General features: G+C 67.1%; 19 protein-coding genes. 2 read left to right on the forward strand and 17 right to left on the reverse strand.

The window, feature by feature from the left end; genetic code table 11:
- Positions 1–149: 149 nt before the first annotated feature.
- From C998_RS0112445 to C998_RS0112460, 4 genes are all read right to left on the reverse strand, one after another.
- On the reverse strand, positions 150–1,316 hold the full coding sequence (locus C998_RS0112445; RefSeq protein WP_018871205.1) for a GGDEF domain-containing protein: 1,167 nt from the start codon (positions 1,314–1,316) through the stop codon (positions 150–152).
- A gap of 92 nt (positions 1,317–1,408) precedes the next feature.
- Positions 1,409–2,644 carry an organoarsenical effux MFS transporter ArsJ gene (gene arsJ / locus C998_RS0112450; protein ID WP_026279620.1) on the reverse strand — a complete coding sequence of 412 codons (1,236 nt, stop codon included), beginning with the start codon at positions 2,642–2,644 and terminating at the stop codon, positions 1,409–1,411.
- Between the two features lie 358 nt (positions 2,645–3,002).
- A complete protein-coding gene (locus C998_RS0112455; protein ID WP_018871207.1) occupies positions 3,003–3,527 on the reverse strand; it encodes a DUF302 domain-containing protein in 525 nt (174 codons plus the stop codon).
- Between the two features lie 175 nt (positions 3,528–3,702).
- Positions 3,703–5,403 (reverse strand): 2-isopropylmalate synthase, encoded by a 1,701-nt coding sequence (locus C998_RS0112460; protein ID WP_018871208.1) that lies wholly within the window; start codon positions 5,401–5,403, stop codon positions 3,703–3,705.
- Between the two features lie 154 nt (positions 5,404–5,557).
- Between C998_RS0112460 and C998_RS0112465 the strand changes: the two genes are divergently transcribed.
- Entirely contained in the window at positions 5,558–6,049 is a 492-nt protein-coding gene (locus C998_RS0112465) for an Lrp/AsnC family transcriptional regulator (protein WP_019022242.1), read from the forward strand.
- 12 nt (positions 6,050–6,061) lie between these two features.
- Here the strand turns inward: C998_RS0112465 and C998_RS0112470 are convergent, their stop codons facing one another.
- Entirely contained in the window at positions 6,062–6,565 is a 504-nt protein-coding gene (locus C998_RS0112470) for a DUF1249 domain-containing protein (RefSeq protein WP_018871210.1), read from the reverse strand.
- Between the two features lie 115 nt (positions 6,566–6,680).
- Between C998_RS0112470 and C998_RS0112475 the strand changes: the two genes are divergently transcribed.
- Positions 6,681–8,315 carry an alpha-D-glucose phosphate-specific phosphoglucomutase gene (locus C998_RS0112475; RefSeq protein WP_018871211.1) on the forward strand — a complete coding sequence of 545 codons (1,635 nt, stop codon included), beginning with the start codon at positions 6,681–6,683 and terminating at the stop codon, positions 8,313–8,315.
- Positions 8,316–8,319: 4 nt separating this feature from the next.
- On the opposite strand, the gene C998_RS0112480 is transcribed toward C998_RS0112475, so the two are convergent.
- The 12 genes from C998_RS0112480 to flgB all read right to left on the reverse strand — a co-directional run bounded on the left by C998_RS0112480 (position 8,320) and on the right by flgB (position 19,831).
- On the reverse strand, positions 8,320–9,018 hold the full coding sequence (locus C998_RS0112480; protein WP_018871212.1) for a hypothetical protein: 699 nt from the start codon (positions 9,016–9,018) through the stop codon (positions 8,320–8,322).
- Positions 9,019–9,072: 54 nt separating this feature from the next.
- Complete coding sequence (flgL, locus tag C998_RS0112485) at positions 9,073–10,326, reverse strand: flagellar hook-associated protein FlgL (protein ID WP_018871213.1); 1,254 nt, start codon at positions 10,324–10,326, stop codon at positions 9,073–9,075.
- Between the two features lie 66 nt (positions 10,327–10,392).
- The gene (flgK, locus tag C998_RS0112490; protein ID WP_018871214.1) at positions 10,393–12,297 is read right to left on the reverse strand and encodes a flagellar hook-associated protein FlgK; all 1,905 of its coding nucleotides are present in this window, start codon (positions 12,295–12,297) and stop codon (positions 10,393–10,395) included.
- Between the two features lie 59 nt (positions 12,298–12,356).
- On the reverse strand, positions 12,357–13,439 hold the full coding sequence (gene flgJ, locus C998_RS0112495; protein ID WP_018871215.1) for a flagellar assembly peptidoglycan hydrolase FlgJ: 1,083 nt from the start codon (positions 13,437–13,439) through the stop codon (positions 12,357–12,359).
- The gene (locus C998_RS0112500; RefSeq protein WP_026279621.1) at positions 13,439–14,653 is read right to left on the reverse strand and encodes a flagellar basal body P-ring protein FlgI; all 1,215 of its coding nucleotides are present in this window, start codon (positions 14,651–14,653) and stop codon (positions 13,439–13,441) included. Before C998_RS0112500 ends, flgJ begins: the two co-directional genes overlap by 1 nt.
- A gap of 19 nt (positions 14,654–14,672) precedes the next feature.
- The gene (flgH, locus tag C998_RS0112505) at positions 14,673–15,344 is read right to left on the reverse strand and encodes a flagellar basal body L-ring protein FlgH (RefSeq protein WP_026279622.1); all 672 of its coding nucleotides are present in this window, start codon (positions 15,342–15,344) and stop codon (positions 14,673–14,675) included.
- Positions 15,345–15,381: 37 nt separating this feature from the next.
- Positions 15,382–16,170 (reverse strand): flagellar basal-body rod protein FlgG, encoded by a 789-nt coding sequence (gene flgG / locus C998_RS0112510; protein ID WP_018871218.1) that lies wholly within the window; start codon positions 16,168–16,170, stop codon positions 15,382–15,384.
- A 43-nt stretch (positions 16,171–16,213) separates the two neighbouring features.
- Positions 16,214–16,954 (reverse strand): flagellar basal-body rod protein FlgF, encoded by a 741-nt coding sequence (gene flgF / locus C998_RS0112515; RefSeq protein WP_018871219.1) that lies wholly within the window; start codon positions 16,952–16,954, stop codon positions 16,214–16,216.
- A 35-nt stretch (positions 16,955–16,989) separates the two neighbouring features.
- Entirely contained in the window at positions 16,990–18,234 is a 1,245-nt protein-coding gene (gene flgE / locus C998_RS0112520) for a flagellar hook protein FlgE (RefSeq protein WP_018871220.1), read from the reverse strand.
- 33 nt (positions 18,235–18,267) lie between these two features.
- Entirely contained in the window at positions 18,268–18,963 is a 696-nt protein-coding gene (locus tag C998_RS0112525) for a flagellar hook assembly protein FlgD (RefSeq protein WP_018871221.1), read from the reverse strand.
- 10 nt (positions 18,964–18,973) lie between these two features.
- Positions 18,974–19,396 (reverse strand): flagellar basal body rod protein FlgC, encoded by a 423-nt coding sequence (flgC, locus tag C998_RS0112530; protein WP_018871222.1) that lies wholly within the window; start codon positions 19,394–19,396, stop codon positions 18,974–18,976.
- 21 nt (positions 19,397–19,417) lie between these two features.
- Positions 19,418–19,831 (reverse strand): flagellar basal body rod protein FlgB, encoded by a 414-nt coding sequence (gene flgB / locus C998_RS0112535; protein WP_018871223.1) that lies wholly within the window; start codon positions 19,829–19,831, stop codon positions 19,418–19,420.
- Positions 19,832–19,937: the final 106 nt, after the last annotated feature.

A 19,937-nucleotide genomic window follows, 5' to 3' on the forward strand; every position in this document is an offset into this window, starting at 1 on the left:
AGGGGCTCGGCCGCCCGTTGTTGATCAAAAACGGGCGCGCGCACGGCGTTGCGGCTCCCTTGTGCAGAATGACTGCACGGCGGTCGCCGCGCCTTGTTCGCACGCAAAAGCGACTCGAGCGCGAACGTGTACATTGATCAGTGTTTCCCTCAGGCGGCGTCGTCGGCCTGCACGCGCACACAGTTGCGCCCTTCGGCCTTGGCTTCGTACATACCCAGGTCCGCCCGGGCCAGAACGGCATCGACCGATTCCTCCGGCATCCAGGCGGCCACTCCCACGCTCGCGGTCATGCGCACCACCGCGTTCCCGCTCTGTACGCAAAGTGCTTCGACCTCGGAACGCAGGCCCTGCGCGCGCTTCTCCGCCCGTTCCAGCGGCACGCCGGGCAGCAGCACCCCGAACTCCTCCCCGCCCAGCCGGGCCAGGGTCTCGCCGGGCTTCAGGGCATCGCCCAGCACCCGCGCCGTCCGACGCAGGACCTCGTCACCGACGGCATGACCGTGGCGATCGTTCACACCCTTGAAGTGGTCGAGATCCAGCAGCACGACCGTCAGCGGCTCCTCCTCCAGACGCGTGCGATGGCGGGCCGCCTCGGCGGCATCGAAGAATCCGCGCCGGTTGGCCACGCCGGTCAGCGGATCCGTGGTGGACATCCGCACCAGCCGGTCCATGGCCGCAAACTGCCAGTGGCGCAATGTATCCTCGCGATGCGCGATGGCCAGCAGCGCAAGCAGCACGAAGGAGACAAACAGCCCCGCCAGTCGGGCCTCCGCTTCCTCGGCGCCGGCAGCACTGCCAAGCACCACGCCCCAGGTGGCGAGCAACAGCACCGCGGTGAGACCCCAGCGCCAGCGGCCGGTGTTCGGCAGCAGCAGCACGAACACCACCCCGACAAACGCGAACTGGCTGACGTCCAGCGCCGGATTCGAGTGTTCCAGTCCATAGACAAAGGTCAGCGCGAGGGTCAGAAGCGTCACGCCGATGCCGGTCAGCGGGGCAGCGGTGAGCAGGCGTTCCGGCCAGCGCCAGACACTCACCGCCGCCGCCACGAGCATCACCGCGAAGATCCCTCGCAGCCCCAGCGCAAGCGAAAGCCATTCGGCCTCCAGACGCGCCAGATCCAGCGGAACCAGCGCCCCCAGCATGGCCAGTATCAGCACGAGGACTACCAGGAACGTCCCCCGCATCCCGCGCGAACGCTCGCTGCGAAAACGTCCTTCCAGCTCCCGGTCCGGGAACTCGGCCGTCCACGGGGAAGGGCGCGGCAGCGACACCGGGAGACCGCCATACGGCATGTAGCTGGGACGATCGGCCACCCGCTTCCCCTTCGAATGGATATTGACAGTGCAGGATCCCACGACAGCTGTGAGCGTACCAGAGGCATACCGTGACCGGCACGGGGATTCGCTCAGGCGTGCAGGGCCTCGCGCGGCAGCGCCGAGGAGATCATCCAGGCGGCAAAGACAAACAGCGTGGAAGCCACCAGCGCCCCCTCCAGCCCCCAGAGCATGAAGATCGCGCCGGAGGCGACGGTTCCGACCAGACGCCCCCCGGCATTGGCCATGTAGTAGAAGCCGACCTTCATCGCGACCCGGTCGGCCTCGGCGTAGTCGAGGATCAGGAACGAGTGCACGGCCGAGTTGATGGCGAACACCACGCCGAACACGCCCAGCCCGACCATCAGCACCCAGGCCGGATCCAGGCCGGCCTCCAGGCCGATCACGATGGCCAGCGGCAGCAGCATGAGAACGAACGCCCACAGACGCGCGGTCAGCCCGGTCGGATGCAGCCCGCCCCTGCCCAGCAGGCGCGGCACCGAGGCCTGCACGATGCCGTAGCCGATCACCCACAGCGCCAGAAACGCCCCCACCTGCATGTGGTTCCAGTCCAGCGTCGCGCTCAGGAACACCGGCAGCGCGACCACGAACCAGACATCGCGCGCGCCAAACAGGAAAAAGCGCGCGGCCGAGAGCACGTTGATCGCGGTGGAGTTCGAGAACATCCGGGTGAACTTCGGCTTGCCGCCGACCTTGCCAAGGCCACGCGGCAGCCCGACCACCGAGAACAGCATCACCACGGCGAGCATCCCGGCCAGGACCACCAGCGCCATCTGGAACCCGACCGAGTACAGCAGCGCGCCACCGACGAAGAAACCGACCCCCTTCAGCGCGTTCTTGGAGCCGGTGAGCACCGCGACCCAGCGAAACAGCCGCCCTTCGCCGTCGCCGGCGACCAGCTTCACCCCGGATTTCGCACTCATCTTGTTCAGATCCTTGGCGATCCCCGACAGGGCCTGCGCGAACATCACGTACGCCACGCCCAGCCACGCCTCGGGCACCGTGAGCATCAACAGCGCGGCGACCTGCAACACCGTCCCGCCGATCATCGTCGTGTTCACCCCCAGCCGCGCGGCCAGCCAGCCGCCCGTCAGGTTGGTGACCACCCCGAACAGCTCGTAGAACAGGAACAGGAAGGCGATCTCCAGCGGGCTGTAGCCCAGCTGGTGGAAGAACAGCACGACCAGCATGCGGATCGCGCCGTCGGTGATGGTGAACGCCCAGTAGTTCGCGGTGATGCGCGCGTAGGCGCCCACGCCGAGTACCGGCGAAGCGTCAGGATCCGGACCAGGGAAACGCTGATTCATGTACACGCTCGCGCTCGAGTCGCTTTTGCGTGCGACCAAGACGCGGTGACCGCCATGCAGTCATTCTGCACAAGGGAGCCGCAACGCCGTGCGCGCACAAAAGCGGCCGAGCCCCTTCGGGGTTGACACCCCGGGTTCCCCGATCCTGCGTTGCGGCCCTTGCCGGTAGAACCACTACCGGCTGGGCACCGCGCCTTGTCTCGGAAAACCCGGGGTGCCAACGCGAGCGTGTACATGGATCAGTGTTTCCCTGGGGGCCGCCTTGCTCATCGCGGCGGGGAGTGTAGAGAAAAAGCATGAACGCCACATTACGCCACGGCGGGGCAACGCGCACCCCGCCGTGGCCGTCGACTCATGCTCAGAAATCGCCGGTGCGGCCGGCTTCGACGATGCTGTAGATGGTGTCTCTCACCTCGCGCGCGACCTCTTCCAGATCCTCCGGCAGATCCGTGGCATGCAGCATCATGTCCATGTTGGTGGTCACGATCCAGCCCTGGCCCTCGTCATCCTCCACCACCGCGATGCGACACGGCAGGAAACTGGCGAAGATGATGTCGTGCTGCACCATTTGATTGGCGATCAGGGCATCACAGAACGCCAGAATGCGCATGTAGTTGCCCTCGCCGCCCATGGCCGTCACCTGATCGGAAAGCGGCAGGTTCGCCACTTCCTGAAAGTTGCGCAGATTGGCCCGCAGCTGCATCGACTCCACCGCCTCCTCGACGCTCACCCCGTCCTCGATCCGGAACACCTCGGCGCTGTGCCGCACCATCTGCTGAAGCGTTTCGCGATCGAGCTCCGGTTCCTGCGTCGCATCCGGTGGCGAAGCCGTCAGGCCGGGAGTCCAGCCCAGCAGCAGCAAAAACAGAATCCACCGTTTCATGTTCCACCTCCCGCCGTTGCGCGGCCCCCGGCCGCTTCATCGAAGGTAGACCACTCACCGAAACACAGGCGCCAGATCACCAAAAAACCCCGCGCCGCTCGTGCGACACGGGGTTTGCCATGAAGCCCCTGCGACCGCGGCGCCGCGATCGCTCGGTCCGTCTGCGCCGAGCGGTTCAGGCGCTGGCCGCGGCCATCACCGCATCCGGGATGCGCGGGGCCTCATTGCCCAGGCGCCGGCCGGCGGCGTTCAGGACCGCCTGCAGGGTCGCGGCGGTGGTGTCCTCGCCCAGGGCCACGCCCACCGAGCGCTCGCCGTCCACCGAGACATCCACCGCGGCCATCGCGCGCGCCTCGGTCCCGGCCTCCACCGCGTGCTCGTCGAAATGACTGACGCGCACCTCCACGCCGCGGCTGGCGTGCAACGCCTCGGCCAGCGCCTCCACCGCGCCGTGGCCGGCCCCGTTCAGGCGGGTCTCCTGTCCGGGCGGGCCCACGGTGGCATCCAGGCGCACCACCGGCCCTTCCTTCTCCATTTCGTAGCGCACCAGATCCCAGCCCGGCACCGGCGCCAGGTAGTGCTTCTCGAACAGCTCGTGGATGCGCTGCGAGGTGACTTCCTCGCCGGAGGCCTCGGCGTCCTGCTGCACGATGCGGGCGAACTCCACCGCCAGCCAGCGCGGCAGCTCGATGCCGTAGTCGCGCTCCAGCACGTGGGTCACCCCGCCCTTGCCGGACTGCGAGTTGATGCGCACCACTTCCTCGTAACGCCGTCCCAGGTCGCCCGGGTCGATCGGCAGGTAGGGCACGTTCCAGTGGCCGCCATGCTCGCGGTAATGCGCCAGACCCTTGCGGATCGCGTCCTGATGACTGCCGGAGAACGCGGTGTACACCAGCTCGCCCGCCCAGGGATGGCGCGGATGGATCGGCATGTCGGTGCATTCCTTGTACACCTCCATCAACCGCTCCATGTCGGACAGGTCGATGGTCGGGTCGATGCCCTGCGAATACAGGTTCATGCCGACGGTGACCAGGTCCATGTTGCCGGTGCGCTCGCCATTGCCGAACAGCGTGCCCTCCAGCCGGTCGGCCCCGGCCAGCAGACCCAGCTCGGCCGCGGCCACGCCGGTGCCGCGATCGTTATGCGTGTGCAGCGACACGCAGATATGTTCGCGGTGCTGCACGTGATCGCAGAACCATTCCACCTGGTCGGCGAACACGTTGGGCGTGGCCGACTCCACCGTGGCCGGCAGGTTGATGACCACCTTCTGGCCCTGATCCGGACGCCAGATCGCCGTCACCGCGTCGACCACCTCGACGGCGTAGTCCAGCTCGGTGGTGGAGAAGCTCTCCGGCGAGTACTGGAAGATCCAGTCGGTCTGCGGGTACTTCGCCGCATAGTCGCGCACCCAGCGCGCGCCGTTCTCGGCGATGCCGCGGATGCCGTCGCGGTCCATGCGGAAGACCTGCTCGCGCTGCGCCGGGTTGGTGGAGTTGTACACGTGCACCACCGCGCGCGGCGCGCCCTCCAGCGCCTCGAAGGTGCGGGCGATCAGGTCCTCGCGCGCCTGCGTCAGCACCTGCACGTACACGCCCTCGGGGATGCGCTGCTCGTCCACCAGCCGGCGGGTGAAGTCGAAGTCGATCTGCGAGGCGGCCGGAAAGCCGATCTCGATCTCCTTGAGCCCGATGTCCACGAGCACCTCGAAGAAGCGCATCTTCTGCTCCACGCTCATCGGGTGCACCAGCGCCTGGTTGCCGTCGCGCAGGTCCACCGCGCAGAAACGCGGGGCCGCGGTCGTGCGGCGCGCGGGCCAGCGCCGGTCCGACTTGTCGATCGGCGGGAAGGGGGCGTACTTGGTGTGATCGAAGCTCATGACGATCTGTCTCCTGATACGGATGCTTACGGCTTTCCTGTTGGGACAACAGAATAACGCAGAGTTCGCCGCAGGGAATTGCGAATTACCCCCATGCCGCTTCTTTTTCGCCATAGGATTGCGCCGGATGACGCTTGCGCGCAAGATTCGGCTCATGGAAAACGAACTGCACCGCCTCGATCGCTACGACCGCCGCATCCTCGAGATCCTGCAGGAGGACGCCGGCATCTCCAACCAGGCGCTGGCCGAGCGCGTGGGGCTCAGTCCCTCGCCCTGCCTGCGCCGGGTGCGCGCGCTGGAGAATGCGGGGATCATCCTGCAGCGCGTGGCCCTGCTGGACCGGCGGCGTCTGGGGCTGGAACTGACCGCGCTGATCCATATCGGCATGGATCGGCACACCCCGGAACGTTTCGCCCATTTCGAGGAAACGGTCGCCACCTACCCCGAGGTGCAACGCTGCTACCTGATCACCGGCCAGGCGGCCGACTACATGCTGCAGGTGGTGGTCCCGGACATGGATGCCTATCAGGAATTCCTGCTGCGGCGCATCACCAGGCTGGAGGGGGTGGACAGCGTGCACTCCAGCTTCGTGCTGCGCCGGGTGCTGGACCGCACCGCGCTGCCGCTGGACTATTCCCCGGGATGACCCGGGCGGCGCTCAGACCTCCGGGGTCTCGCCACTGACCGGCGCGGCCGGGGCCGCCGAGCCGTCGGCCACGAAGCGATGCCCCTGGCGCAGGCAGTAGCGCAGCCACTTGTACAGGAAGCGGTTGTGCCGCCAGCGACAGCCGAGGCCCGGCTGACCCGCGAGGGTATCGATCATCCGGTCCTCCCCGGTACTGCGGCAGTAGCGCCCCAGCACCTCGGCCTGGCGGGCGTCGTGGAACATGCGCACCCGCACGTCCGGCTGCTCGCGCACCCGGTCGCCTTCGCCGAAGCGGTAGGTCAGGCGCAGCGTAGTGGTATAACGGGTGCGCTCCAGCACCTCCAGATGGAGATCGAGGGCCCCGTCCACGCGCGAGACGGCCCGTCCGCCCACGGCGGCGGGATCGGGACACAGGCGGCGCAACTGCAGATAGTTGTCCTCGTAGAGCTCCATCAACGCGGCGAAGGTCACCGGCCGCGGCTGGAGGTACGCGGGGGTACGGCTGTCCAGCAACATGGCGGCGGAGTCTAACAGCCCTTACCCGGACCCGTCCGGCGACCCGGTGCCCGGGGCGGAAACGCCCGGAGGTTTCTGCTAACGTCGGAACAAAGCCAAGGGAGCAGCGGAGCACATGGACATCAGCGTCGTCACCACCCATCCGTTCGAAGACCAGAAACCCGGCACCTCCGGCCTGCGCAAGCGCGTCGCCCGCTTCCGCCAGCCACATTATCTGGAGAACTTCGTCCAGTCCGTGTTCGACAGCCAGCCCGCGCTGGAAGGGGCCGAGCTGGTGCTGGGCGGGGACGGGCGCTTCCACAACCGCGAGGCGATCCAGACCATCCTGCGCATGGCCGCCGCCAACGGCGTTGGCCGGGTGGTGGTCGGGCGTGGCGGGCTGCTCTCGACGCCGGCGGCCAGTCACCTGATCCGCAGCCGCGGCGCAGCCGGGGCCCTGATCCTGTCCGCCTCGCACAATCCTGGCGGGCCGGAGGGCGACTTCGGCATCAAGTTCAACACCGCCGCCGGCGGCCCGGCCCCGCCCTCGGTCACCGACGCCATCCACGCCCGCAGCCAGGCCATCACCCACTACCGCATCCTCAAGGAAGCAGTGCACGTGGATCTGGACCACCTGCATGCGACCGCCCTGAACGGCATGGACGTGGAAGTGATCGACCCGGTCGCCGCCTACGCCGACCTGATGGATCAGCTGTTCGATTTCCACGCGATCCGCGAGCTGCTGGCCGGCGACTTCCGCCTGCGCTTCGATGCCATGCACGCGGTGACCGGCCCGTATGCCGAGGCCCTGCTGGTGGACCGTCTGGGGGCTGCGCCGGAGAGCATCCTGCGCGCGGAACCACTGGGCGATTTCGGCGGCGGACACCCGGATCCCAATCTGACCCATGCGCGGCTGCTGCGCGAGGCGATGTTCGGCCGCGACGCCCCGGACTTCGGCGCCGCCTCGGACGGTGATGGCGACCGCAACATGATCCTCGGGCGGCATTTCTTCGTCACCCCGTCCGACAGCCTCGCGGTGATGGCGGCCAATGCCCACCACATCCCGGCCTTTGCCGATGGCCTGCGCGGGGTCGCGCGCAGCATGCCCACCAGCCAGGCGGTGGACACCGTCGCCGAGGCCCGCGGCATCCCCTGCTACGAGACCCCCACGGGCTGGAAGTTCTTTGGCAACCTGCTGGACGACGGGCGGATCCGCCTGTGCGGCGAGGAGAGCTTCGGCACCAGTTCCGACCACGTGCGCGAAAAGGACGGCCTGTGGGCGGTCCTGTTCTGGCTCAACCTGCTGGCCGTGCGCCGGCAGTCGGTGGAGACCATCGTGCGTGAACACTGGGAGCGTTTCGGCCGGCACTACTACACCCGGCACGATTACGAGGGGATCCGCAACGAACATGCAGAAGCGGTGATGGAACGCGTGCGTGACCGGCTGGCCACCCTGCCGGGACAGTCGCTCGCCGGACAGACGGTCCGGGCCGCCGACGACTTCGCCTACACCGACCCGGTGGACGGATCGGTGGCCGAAGGTCAGGGCCTGCGGGTGATGTTCGAGAGCGGCGCGCGCGTCGTCTTCCGGCTGTCGGGCACCGGCACCGAGGGGGCCACTCTGCGGCTGTACATCGAGCAGCACGAGACCGCCCCGGACCGGCTGGCCCTGGACGCGCAGGAAGCCCTGCGCCCGCTGATCGACGCCGCCGGCGAACTGGGCAACATCCCGGCGCTGACCGGCCGCGAGCGCCCCGACGTGGTGACTTGATCCGTCAGGGGGCGAGCTGCAGGGTCATCGCCCCCTCATCCACCTCCACCGACTCGATCCCCGCCTGCAGGCCCCGGAAGGGTTCCAGGGCCAGCAGGTCTTCGTCCTTCAGCCCGCCCAGCCAGGCATCCGGGAGCGGGATCCCGGCCACACTGACCCCGACCAGGCGCGCGCGCACGCCCTCGTCCTCGGTGGTCTCGAAGTGCACCCCGGAATTGACGTTCAGGGTGCGTCCGCCCAGCAGCGGGACCTCGGCGGGGACATCCACCCGTACCCGGGTGCTGACCTGCCCCGGGGTCAGGCGCACCGACACGCGATTGGCCAGATCCGGATCGCGCGCGATCAGCGCGTTGAGTTCGCGTTCGGAGAACGCGATCCGGCGCGCGGCGTCATCTTCCTCGTAGAGTTCGGGGATCAGCGGCTCGGCGTCCGGGTCGTCCAGTTCCACGATCGCCCCGCCGCGTTCGGCGTCCGGACGCGGCACGGCCGGTTCCCGCGTGCGCTCCAGGGCCTGCAGCTTGTCGTCCAGTGCCTGCTGCTCCTCGACATCCAGTTCCACGGACTTCGGCTCGCCCGACTGCAGCTGCACCCAGCCCCAGAATCCGGCCCAGATGATCGCCAGGCCGAGCAGGATCAGCAGGTAGCGCGGCGGGCGCCCGGTAGAACCGGCCACACCCTTGCCGGTGGAATCGCGTTGGGCCATGTCAGGGGTCTCGGTGTAGATCCGCCGGCATCGTCGCCGCCGGGTCGCGGCGCGTCAAATGAAATCGAACAGCGACAGCCGGCTGGTCTCGCTGTAGGTCTGCTGCGCCGCCTGCAGCGCGACCTGCTGCTGGTTGAAGCGGCTGATGGCCTCGGCATAGTCGAGGTCGCGGATATCGGAGGCCGCGGTTTCCAGATCCAGCAGCCGGTCCTCATTGAGCTCGGTCTGGTCGTCCATGGTCTTCAGCCGCGAGCCCAGGTCGGCCCGGACCTCGTTGAAGTTTTCCAGCGCCGCATCCATGTCGGCCAGGGCCGTATTGGTGGCGGTGGCCAGGTTGGCCCGGTTCTCCCGCGTACCGGTGCCGTCCTCCAGCGCGGCGATGATGTCATCCAGGGTGGAGAAGATGTCCTTGTTGCCCGCCGGACGCGAGAGCACCTCGTCACCTTCGACCGGGTCTCCGCTGATCGTCACCGAACGCCCGAAAAAGTCAATGGATTCGCCCGGAACGAACGCTTCCTCACTCAAAACTGGTTCATCATCCTCGTCCAGCACCAGGTCGCCATCAACATCGCGGAGGCTGTAAGTCATCTCGCCACCGACTTCCTCGAACCGAATGGTGTAATCGTTCCCATCAAGCTCGCGCACGTCGTATACCTCGGCCTTGTCGATCACCAGCGAGCTGCCGTCTCCGAGTCCATTTTCGCCACCAATTTCGGCGGTGACCCGGCCGTCATTCTCCGGGATTTTCATGAACACGTCCGCGCCGGTATCGCCGACGGGAACCGTGCGGGTCGGCGAGATCTCGACCTCACGCACGCTGCCGGTGCCCTCGGCACCCTCATAGCGGACCGTCCCCTCGCCATCCTGCTTGAACGGCTGCTCCAGCGAATTGGTACCGGCGAAGATGTACTCGCCGTTGGGATCGCGGGTATTGGCGATCTCGAACAGCTCGTCGCGCAGCTGGCGCAGCTCGTTCGCCTGGTAGCGCCGGGTCTCGTCGGTCTGGCTGTCGTTGTTGCCGGCCACCACCAGTTCGCGCGCCCGCTGCAGGGCATCGGTGCCCGACTGCAGCAATGACTCCTGCTGTTTCAGGCGCGGTTGCGCGTTGTCGATGTTGCGCTGGTACTGCTCGGTGGCACTGATGATGCGTTCGAACTGGTTGGTCTGGGTCGCGCCGCTGGGATCATCGGAGGGCCTGAGGATCCGTTCACCGGAGCCCAGCTGCAGCGACGTCCGGTTCATCTCGGACTGGTTGCGCTGGATCTGGTCGATCCCGGTCTGGAAGATCTGGGTGGTCGATATGCGCATCGTTTCATCCCCGGATGCCGCGGCATCCCGTCAACTTCTGTACACCGCCGTTCGGATGTGGGCCCATCAGCCGCGCACCGCGCCCAGCAGACTGTCGAACAGGCTGTTGCCGATCTGGATCACCTGCGCCGAGGCCTGGTAGGCCTGCTGATAGCGCAGCAGGTCCGCCGCCTCTTCGTCCAGATTCACGCCGGATACCGACTCGCGCTGCTCGCGCGCCTGGTCCAGCTGGGCGCTGGCCGATTCCTCGGCCACCTGCGCCTGGCGGGTCTGCGTGCCAACGCTGGCGATCAGGCTGTTGTAGGCGTCGCCGAAATTGCGGCGTCCTTCAACCTGGTCCGCCTCGGCGAGCTCGTTCATCGCCTTCATGTTGCGGTTGTCGCCTTCACGATTCTCGTTGGTGAAGACCTGGAAGCTGTCGTCTTCCTCGGGGGTGCCACGGATCTCCATTTCCCAGCCGTCACCGGTGAGGCGATAGACCCCGTCGTCCACCTCCTCGGTCTCCAGCTCCTCGCCGTCCGAGCGCACGAACTCGTCCCCGTCGAAGGTGATCTCCAGCCCGTCGATACTGCCGTCAAACGCCTCACCATCGGGGTCCGGGTCCGTCGCGGCGATCTCGCTCACCTGCGCCGAGCCGACGTTTTCCGCGCCCTCCTCGGCCCGCAGGGCCGCCGCAGCCGCCAGTTCGTCGCCGTCCTCCATCAGCACATCCATCTGCCCGACGCCGGTACGCGTGGGCTGGATCAGCCATTCCCCGGTGCTGTCGTCACCTTCCAGCTCCGACAGATCCACCGCCAGCCCGTCGATCCGCAGGACCCCATCGTCGATCTCGAAATCGTCCAGAACCCGGTTGTCCGAGGCGCGCCGAACTTCGTATTCCCCGTCGTCATCACGCAGCAGGCGATAGTCGTCGGTGGTCAGGGCCGAGGCGTCCTCGATGCTCACCTCGGGATTGGTACCGGGCTTCGGATCCCCCGCACCCCACACCTGCGGCTCGCCCAGCGAGAAGATCGGCCCGCCCTGCTCGCCGTTGAGGTCCAGACCCAGCTGGTTCTGCTGGTTGAAGCTGTCACCCAGGGAATGCGCGATCTGGCCGAGGGTGTTCTGGGCCTCGTCGATCAGGCCGCCGCGCGTCTCCAGCAGTGCCCCCAGCTCGCCGCCCTGGATGAACCGCGAGATACTGGCGGTCCCGTCACCGCTGGGCACGCCGATATCCAGCTGGTCGGGGTCTCCCGACAGGGCCTCGGCGCGCAGCTCGCGCGCATCCCCGCCGAGCACCAGCGACTGGCCATTGCCGACGAATACGTTCAGCGCGCCATCATCCTGCTCCACGGTGCGCACGTCCACCTTTTCCGCCAGTTCGTTGACCAGGCGGTCACGCTGGTCGAGCAGGTCGTTGGGGGAGGCCTGGGTGGAACCGGAAACGATCGCGCGGTTCACGTCGGCCAGTGACTCGGCGAGATCGTTGACCTCCTGCACCCCGGTCTCGATCTGGCCATTGACGATGTCGCGCTGCTCCTGCAGACGGCTGTCAATGGAGCCCAGGCGTTCCACCAGCGATTCGGCCTCCGTGCGGAACACCTCACGCGCGGAACTGGAGGTCGGATCGCTGCTGACGTCCTGCGCCGCGTCAAAATAGCTGTCCAGCACCGGCTGCAGGCCCGAGGACTCGTCCGCGAGCAGGTCATCGATGCGATTGGCGATCTGCACCCGGGTCTCGGCGCCGGCGGCGGTGGTGGTCGCGTCGGTGAGCTGGCGGTTCACGAACTCGTCGGAGATCCGCCGGACGTTGTCGACCTGCACCCCCTGGCCCTGGAAGTTACCCCCCAGGAACTGCGGCGGGCGGTTGGCCAGCGAGGTATCCTGGCGCGAATACCCCTCGGTGGAGGCATTGGCGATGTTGTTGCTGGTGGTGCCGATGGCCCGTTGATAGGCCAGCAGGCCCGACGTCCCGATATTGAGGGAGCTCATGACGCCATCCTCCGTGACCCGCGGGGTTCATTGATCAGTCTGTCACCGTTACGCATGTTCTATCCCTCGGCCGGGTTATCGGCGGATCCCGCCGAAACTTGAGCATGGACGGGTTCGCGCACCTGCGCGACCCGCTCGCGCAGGTCCAGGATCTTGTCCGCGTATTCCGGGTCGGTCGCATACCCCGCCGCCTGCAGTTCGCGCACGTAGGTGGCGTCATCGCCGGCCTGCAGCGCCTTTTCGTAACGCGGGTTACTGCGGATGAAATCAACGTAATCGGCGAACGACCGTTCCGGACCGTCGTAGGCACGGAAGCGGGCCTGCTCGCGCTGGGCCACGCCGTCACGGAATTCCAGCGTTCCCACCGACACCGCATCCCCGTCCCAGGAGCGGTCGGCCTTGATGCCGAACAGGTTGAAGCTGGGGTCACCGTCCCCCCGACTCGGCATGTGCTGCCCCCAGCCGGTCTCCAGCGCACTCTGCGCCAGCAGTACCGATGGATCGACGCCCAGCTCCTCCGCGGCCTCCTCCGCCAGCGGCCCCAGGCGGTCCACGAATTCCTCCGGGCTGCGCGGTGGCCAGTCGCCGGCGGCAATCGGCCGTGCCACGGGCTCCGGACGGCCGGCCTCGGAAGCCTGCGGGGCCGCGGCCGGCGTCTCGGCCGGCGTCTCGGTCCGTGTTCCGGCGGGGGCCTCGGCGGGATCGACCTGCGTGCCGGCGTCGTCATCAATGCCGCGGCGCGGCGGCAGCGAATCGTTGCGCCGCGGTGCCTCCAGGTTGTCCAGGCGCTCGGGGTCGTGCAGCACCTCGGGATCGGTAGGCGCGTTCTGTTCGAGCTCGCGCATGATCACCTCGCGCAGCCCCAGACCCTCGCCTTCACTGGCCGAACGCGCGACCTCCTGATCGAACATCTCCTGATACATCTCGGTCTGTTCGTTCTCGAACATCCCGTCGCCCAGCGAGGCCTCGCGCATCTGCTTGAGCATCTGGCCGACCAGCATGGCCTCGAACTCGCGCGCGACCGACTCCATGCCCTCGCGACTGCCACCCTGTGCGGCCCGCGTGAGATCGTGCAGGCCCGAGGGATCGGAGGCCATCGCCTGACTGGCCTGCATCCGGCCCTGGTCGCTCGGTCCGATCATCAGATCACCACCAGCTCCGCCCGCAGCGAGCCCGCCTCGCGCAGGGCCTGCAGGATGGCCACCAGGTCGCTGGGTGCCGCGCCCACGTTGTTCACCGCGCGCACGATCTCGTCCAGCGAGGTCCCCGCGTCGAACAGGAACATCGGGTTGTTCTCCTCCTCGATCGCGATGTCGGTCTCCGGCTGTACCGCGGTCTCGCCCGGCGCCAGTGGCAGCGGCTGCACCACCTCCGGCGACTCGGTGATCGTCACGGTCAGACTGCCGTGCGACACCGCGGCCGGCGAGACCTGCACGTTGGACCCGATCACCACGGTGCCGGTACGCGAGTTGACGATTACCCGTGCGGGGGCCTCGCCGCGTTCCACCGGCAGGTTTTCCAGTTCGGCGACGAAACTGACCCGCTGGCTGGGATCGGTCGGTGCACGCACCGTGACCGACGAGCCGTCCTCGGCCTGCGCGGTGCCGGCGCCGAAGGTCTCGTTGACTGCTTCGGTCAGGCGCGTGGCCGTGGTGAAGTCCGGACGATTGAGGTTGAGGGTCACGGTGTCCCCTTCGGCGAACGCGGTGGGGACTTCGCGCTCCACCGAGGCCCCGTTGGGGATCCGCCCGACGCTGGGCACGTTAACGGTGATGCTGGAGCCGTCGGCCCCCTCGGCGTCGAAGCCGCCGACGATCAGGTTGCCCTGGGCGATGCCGTAGGTCTCGCCATCGGCCCCCTTCAGCGGGGTCATCAGCAGGGTGCCGCCGCGCAGGGAGTCGGCGTTGCCCATGGACGACACGGTGACGTCGATATCCTGCCCGGGCCGGGCGAACGGCGGCAGGTCGGCGGTGACCATCACCGCCGCGGTGTTCTGCAGCTGGGGATTGGCATCCTCATCCGGGCTCAGACCGAGCTGGGTGAGCATATTGTTAAGACTCTGCACGGTAAACGGCGTCTGCGTGGTCTGGTCGCCGGTGCCGTCCAGCCCCACCACCAGGCCGTACCCGATCAGCTGGTTCTCGCGCACCCCGGACACGCTGGCCAGATCCTTGACCCGTTCCACGATGCCGGAGCCACCCTGCTGGGCTCCGGCCTGTTGCTGGGCCTGCTGCTGAATCGCGGTCTGCGCGGAGACCCCCTGGCCACCGAGGGTGACCAGCAGCCCGGCGGAGAGGGCCGCCACCGCGACCTGCCGCAGCCTCCTGCGCATCGCCTGTCGGATTCCTGCCTGCATGCGTCACCTCGTCCTTATGCTAGAAAGGCCAGATCGGGCTGTTGAAGAACCGGGTGATCCACCCGGGGGTGTTGCTGTCGGCGATGAAGCCGGTCCCGCCGTAAGAGATGCGGGCGTCCGCGAGCTGGCCGGAGAGCACCGTGTTGTCGGCGCTCACGTCCTGCGGACGCACGATCCCGCGCACCCGGACGTATTCCTCTCCCTGATTGATGCCCAGCCATTTCTCGCCCTGCACCACCAGGTTCCCGTTGGACAGCACCTCGGCCACGGTGACGGTGATCTCGCCCTCGAGCTGATTGCTCTGGCTGGAGTCGCCCCCGCCGTCGAATTCCCGCGAGCTGTTGTTGCTGGCGCCGAACAGGGGACGCCCGGAGCGCGTGGCCTCGCCGCCGAACGCCTCCAGATTGCCGAGATCAAGCTCCGAGTCCTTGGAGGTGCTGGTCGAGGAGGATTTCTGCGCATCCGTACTCTCGGCCAGGATCACGGTGAGCACGTCGCCCACCCGGCTGGCAGTGGTGTCGGTGAACAGTCCCTGCGACTGCGAGGCCTGGAAGATGCTGCCGTTGTTCTGCGCCTGCGGGACCGGCTCGGGCGGTTCCACCGCCTGATACTCGGGCGCATCGCCCGGGCGCTCGTCGTGCGGCATGCTGGCGCAGCCGCCCAGCAGCAGGAAGACCAGCGGGACCGCCATGCGGCGGAAGGCGACGGGAATCGTGGCGTTCATGGCGTCACCCGATGGTCTGGTTGATGAACTGCAGCGCCTGGTCGGCACTGGAGATGGCCTTGGAGTTCACCTCGTAGGCCCGCTGGGTCTCGATCATGTTCACCAGCTCCTCGGCGATGTTCACGTTGGAGGTCTCGAGCGACCCCTGGATCACCGTGCCCACGCCGTTGAGCCCGGGGTTGGCCTGCTGCGCCACCCCGGAGGCCGCGGTCTCCTTGAAAATGTTCTCGCCCACCGCCTCGAGGCCGGCGGGGTTCACGAAGTCCGCCAGCTGGATCTGGCCCAGGTCCACCGGTTCGGCCTGCCCCGTAATGCGCGCGGTCACGGTGCCATCCTTGCCGATGTCGATCGACTCGGCATCATCCGGGACAAACAGGCCCGGTTGCAGCGGATAGCCATTGGACATCACCACCTGGCCGTCGGAATTGACCTGGAAGCTGCCATCGCGGGTGTAACCAATGTCGCCGTTGGGCATCAGCACCTGGAAGAAGCCGTCGCCCTCGATGGCGACGTCCAGAGAGTTCTCGGTCTGCTGCAGGTTGCCCTGTTCGAACATCTTCTCGGTGCTGACCGTGCGCACGCCGGTGCCGATCTGCAGGCCCGAGGGCAGCTGCTGATCCTGGGTGGCCTGGGCGCCGGGCTGGCGCACGGTCTGGTAAATCAGGTCCTCGAACACCGCCCGGTCCTTCTTGAAGCCGGTAGTGTTCGAGTTGGCCAGGTTGTTGGACACGGTCGACATGCGCGTGTCCTGCGCGTCGAGACCGGTCTTGGCAATCCACAGTGCCTGGTTCATGGCGTTTCTCCTGTCAGTCGCGGCGACTCCGGGGGACCCCGGGTCAGCCCATGCCGAGCAGCCGGTTGCTGCTCTGTTCCAGCGTGTTGGCCGTGTCCATCATCTTGACCTGCGTCTCGTAGGTCCGGGACAGCTCGATCATGCGGGTCAGCGCCTCCACGGTGTTCACGTTGCTGCTCTCCAGCGAGCCGGAGGTCAGCGTTACGTCGGCGTCCGCCGGCGCCTCGCCGCCGTCCGCCATGCGGAAGAGGCCGTCATCCCCGCGCTCGAGGTCCTCCACGTCCGGGTTGACCAGGCGGATGCGCTCGACTGCCGCCAGCGCATCGGCCGGCGCCCCCTGCGGGCGCACGCTGATGGTCCCGTCGGTGCCGATCTCGACCTTCTCCGATGGCGGGATCGCGATCGGGCCGCCGTCCCCCATCACCTGCATGCCGTCGGCGGTGCGCAAAAGGCCGAAGCCGTCCACCTGCAGATTGCCGGCGCGGGTATAGCCTTCCTGACCGTCCGGGCCCTGCACCGCGATGAAACCGTCGCCGTTGATCGCCACGTCGAGGTCGCGCCCGGTGCTGCGCAGCGTGCCCTTGGAGAAGTCCGCCGCCTCGGTCCCCACCTGCACGTAGTCGCGGGTGTCGTACACCGGTCCGCGCACCGGGACGGTGTCCGCGGTCGCCAGCGCCTGACGGAAGCCATCGGTATTGGCGTTCGCCAGGTTGTGGTTGTTGACGGACTGGGCGTGCTCGGTCTCCCGGGCCCCGGACATCGCGATGTAGAGAAAACGGTCCATGGTTCGGCCTCCCGCAGGATCCTCCGGTTACCGCCCTAGCGGATATTGATGATGGTCTGGGTCACGGTGTCGGCCGTGGAGATGGTCTGGGAGTTGGCCTGGAAGTTGCGCTGGGCGGTGATCAGGTTCACCAGCTCCTGCGCAATATCCACATTGGAGGCCTCCAGCGCTCCGGCCTGGATCTGCCCGGTCCCGCCCGAACCCGGTGCGTTCAGGGTGGGCCCGCCGGAGGCGAACGTCTCCGCCCAGTTGTTGTTGCCCAGCTGTTCCAGACCCTGCGGGTTATCGAAATTGGCCAGCGTCACCTGGCCCAGCACGTCCGACTGCCCGTTGCTGTAGCGCGCAAACACCACGCCCTCGTTGTCGATATCGATGTCGGTCAGCGTGCCCGGGGCAAATCCGTCCTGATTGAGGTCGCTGACGCCGAAATCGGAGCCGTACTGGGTCGTACCGGCGAAATCGATGGTGATCTCGTGGTCATCCTCGAAGTTGCCACCGGGAGTGAAGGTAAAGGTCGCGTCGTCGTCATCCATCGCGTCGAAGTCCAGCTCGCCGTTGGCATCGAACGCCAGCTGCTTGGGATCGCCCTCATTGACCACCTCGCCGTTGACGGAGACGTAGGCCTCCCACTCGTTGTCATCGGTCTTGGTGAAATAGACCTCCGCGTCCTGGGCCTCGCCCTGGCCGTTGTATACCGTCAGCGAGGTGGAGAAGTTGTAACTGTCGGGGACGGCCACGCCGTCATCGGTCTCGAAGCCGTCCTCGATCACCGGGGAATCCGACTGCAGATTCAGCCGGGCCTCGATATCGGACGTCACCTGAGGCGCCCCCTCACCGGTCTGTAGCTGCAGATTGCCCGGAGTACCGCCCAGATCCGCGGGATCGGTATCACCGTCCTCGGCGATGTACCCCTGCAGGTTCTGGCCCTGGCTGTTCACCAGGAATCCCTCGCGATCCACCTGAAACTCGCCGGCGCGCGAATAAACGGTATTGCCGCCGTCATTGAGCTGGAAGAAGCCCTCGCCGTCGATCGCCAGATCCAGACCGTTCTCGGTGAACTCGGTCTGCCCCTGGGTGAACTGCTGGGTCACCGCCAGCAGGCGCGAGCCGGCACCGGTGGCGGTCTGCGAGGTCCCGCCGAAGGACTGCGCATAGACGTCCCCGAATTCCGCGCGCGATTTCTTGAACCCGGTGGTCCCCGAGTTGGAGATGTTGTCGCCGGTCACGTCCAGGTCGGCCTGGGCCGAATTCAGTCCGCTCAATCCGATGTTGAAGGGCATGTTCCGTTCCTCCGTCAGGTTTTTCGTCGAACGTCAGCCGGAGATCCGGCGCACGTCGGAAAAGTCGATCTCGCCCACACCCTGCACATTCAGTGCCAGGCCGTTTTTCTCGCCGCCCATGGAGACGCTGTCCACGCGCTGGTTGAGAAAGGTCTCCAGCGATTCGGTGGACTCGCCACTGCGCGCGGTGGCCCGCACCTCATAGACCCCGGGCGGTGCGTGCTGGCCGTTGTCGGTCAGCCCGTCCCACTGGAAGTCCTGCAGCCCGGCGCCCATCGCGCCGAGATTCATGCTGCGCACACGTTCGCCGGCCCCGTTCATAATCTCGAGCTCCACCGACTCGGCCGAGGCCCCCAGCTCGAACGCGCCGCTCATGCCGCCCTCGGGGCCCAGCTGGCCGAACTCCACCGGCACCAGCACGTCCTTGCCAACGAGGTTCGCGCCCTGCACCGCCTGGTTCTGGCCCATCGACTGGGCGAAGCCCTCGAAGGACTCGTTCAGCTCCTGGATCCCGGTGACGCTGGAGAACTGCGCCATCTGCGCGATGAAGTCCCCGTTTTCCATCGGCTCGAACGGGTCCTGGTTCTGCAGCTGGGTGGTCATCAGCTTGAGGAAGTCCTCCTGTCCCAGCTCGTCATTCAGCCCCTCGGCTTCCTGACGGTCGCGCTGGGCCTGACGGTCGGTACGAATCCCCGCCCCTTCCAGCATGTCGGGAGTCAGTCCGTTCATCTGCGTTCTCCTAGCCCTGTCCGCCCATCTGCAGCGTGCGCTGCATCAGCTGGCGGGTGGTGTCCATGACTTCGACGTTGGCTTCGTAATTGCGCGAGGCCGACATCATGTTGGCCATCTCCTCCACCACGCTGACCGCGGGCCGGAAAATATAGCCTTCTTCGTTCGCCTTCGGATGGTTCGGCTCGTAGTGCATGTGCGGCTCGGCGTCCGATTCCTCGATCCCCGCCACCTGCACGGGTGTCGCCGTCCCGTCGCGGTTGGCCTGGTCCATCACCGCCTGAAACAGGACATGCTTTCCGCGATAGGCCTCCTCGGCACTGCCCGCCGCCGTATTGGCGTTGGCCAGGTTCGAGGACACCGTATTCAGTCGCGCCGACTGTGCTGTCAGCGCGGAAGCCGAAGTATTGAAAAGATTGAACAGATCACTCACGGCTGAGGCCTCCCGTCAGATTCAGCGATTGCCCTGGAAGGCATCGCGAATGCCGGAAACCCGGCGGTTAAGAAATTCGAGACTGCTCTGGTACTTGACCGAGTTCTCCGCGAAGGCCGCCCGTTCCATCTGCGGGTCCACGGTGTTGCCATCCAGCGACGGCTGCGACGGCACGCGGTATTTCATCTCCGCCCCGCCGGCGCCGCCCGCGCCACCGCTGCCGTCCTGATGACCGGCGCGGGTCTGGCTCATCGCCAGCTGCCCGCCACCGCCCCCGGCGGCCGCCTCCAGCTCGCTGCGAAAATCGAGATCCCGCGCCTTGTAACCGGGGGTGTCCGCATTGGCGATGTTCGAGCTCAGCACTTCCATGCGCTGCGCACGCAGGTCGACCGACTGCGGCAGGATCCCGAGGGCGTTGTCCAGCGATATGCTCATCCCGTTTCGTCCGGCCCGCGCATGGCGGGCATTGGTTGCCTGAACGCAGAGATGCAATCGCCGTGCCACGCATGGGCGCCAGGATCGGAGGGAGAGAGAAGAAAGA

Source organism: Thioalkalivibrio sp. ALgr3 (assembly GCF_000377325.1).
In the GTDB taxonomy this organism is placed as follows: domain Bacteria; phylum Pseudomonadota; class Gammaproteobacteria; order Ectothiorhodospirales; family Ectothiorhodospiraceae; genus Thioalkalivibrio.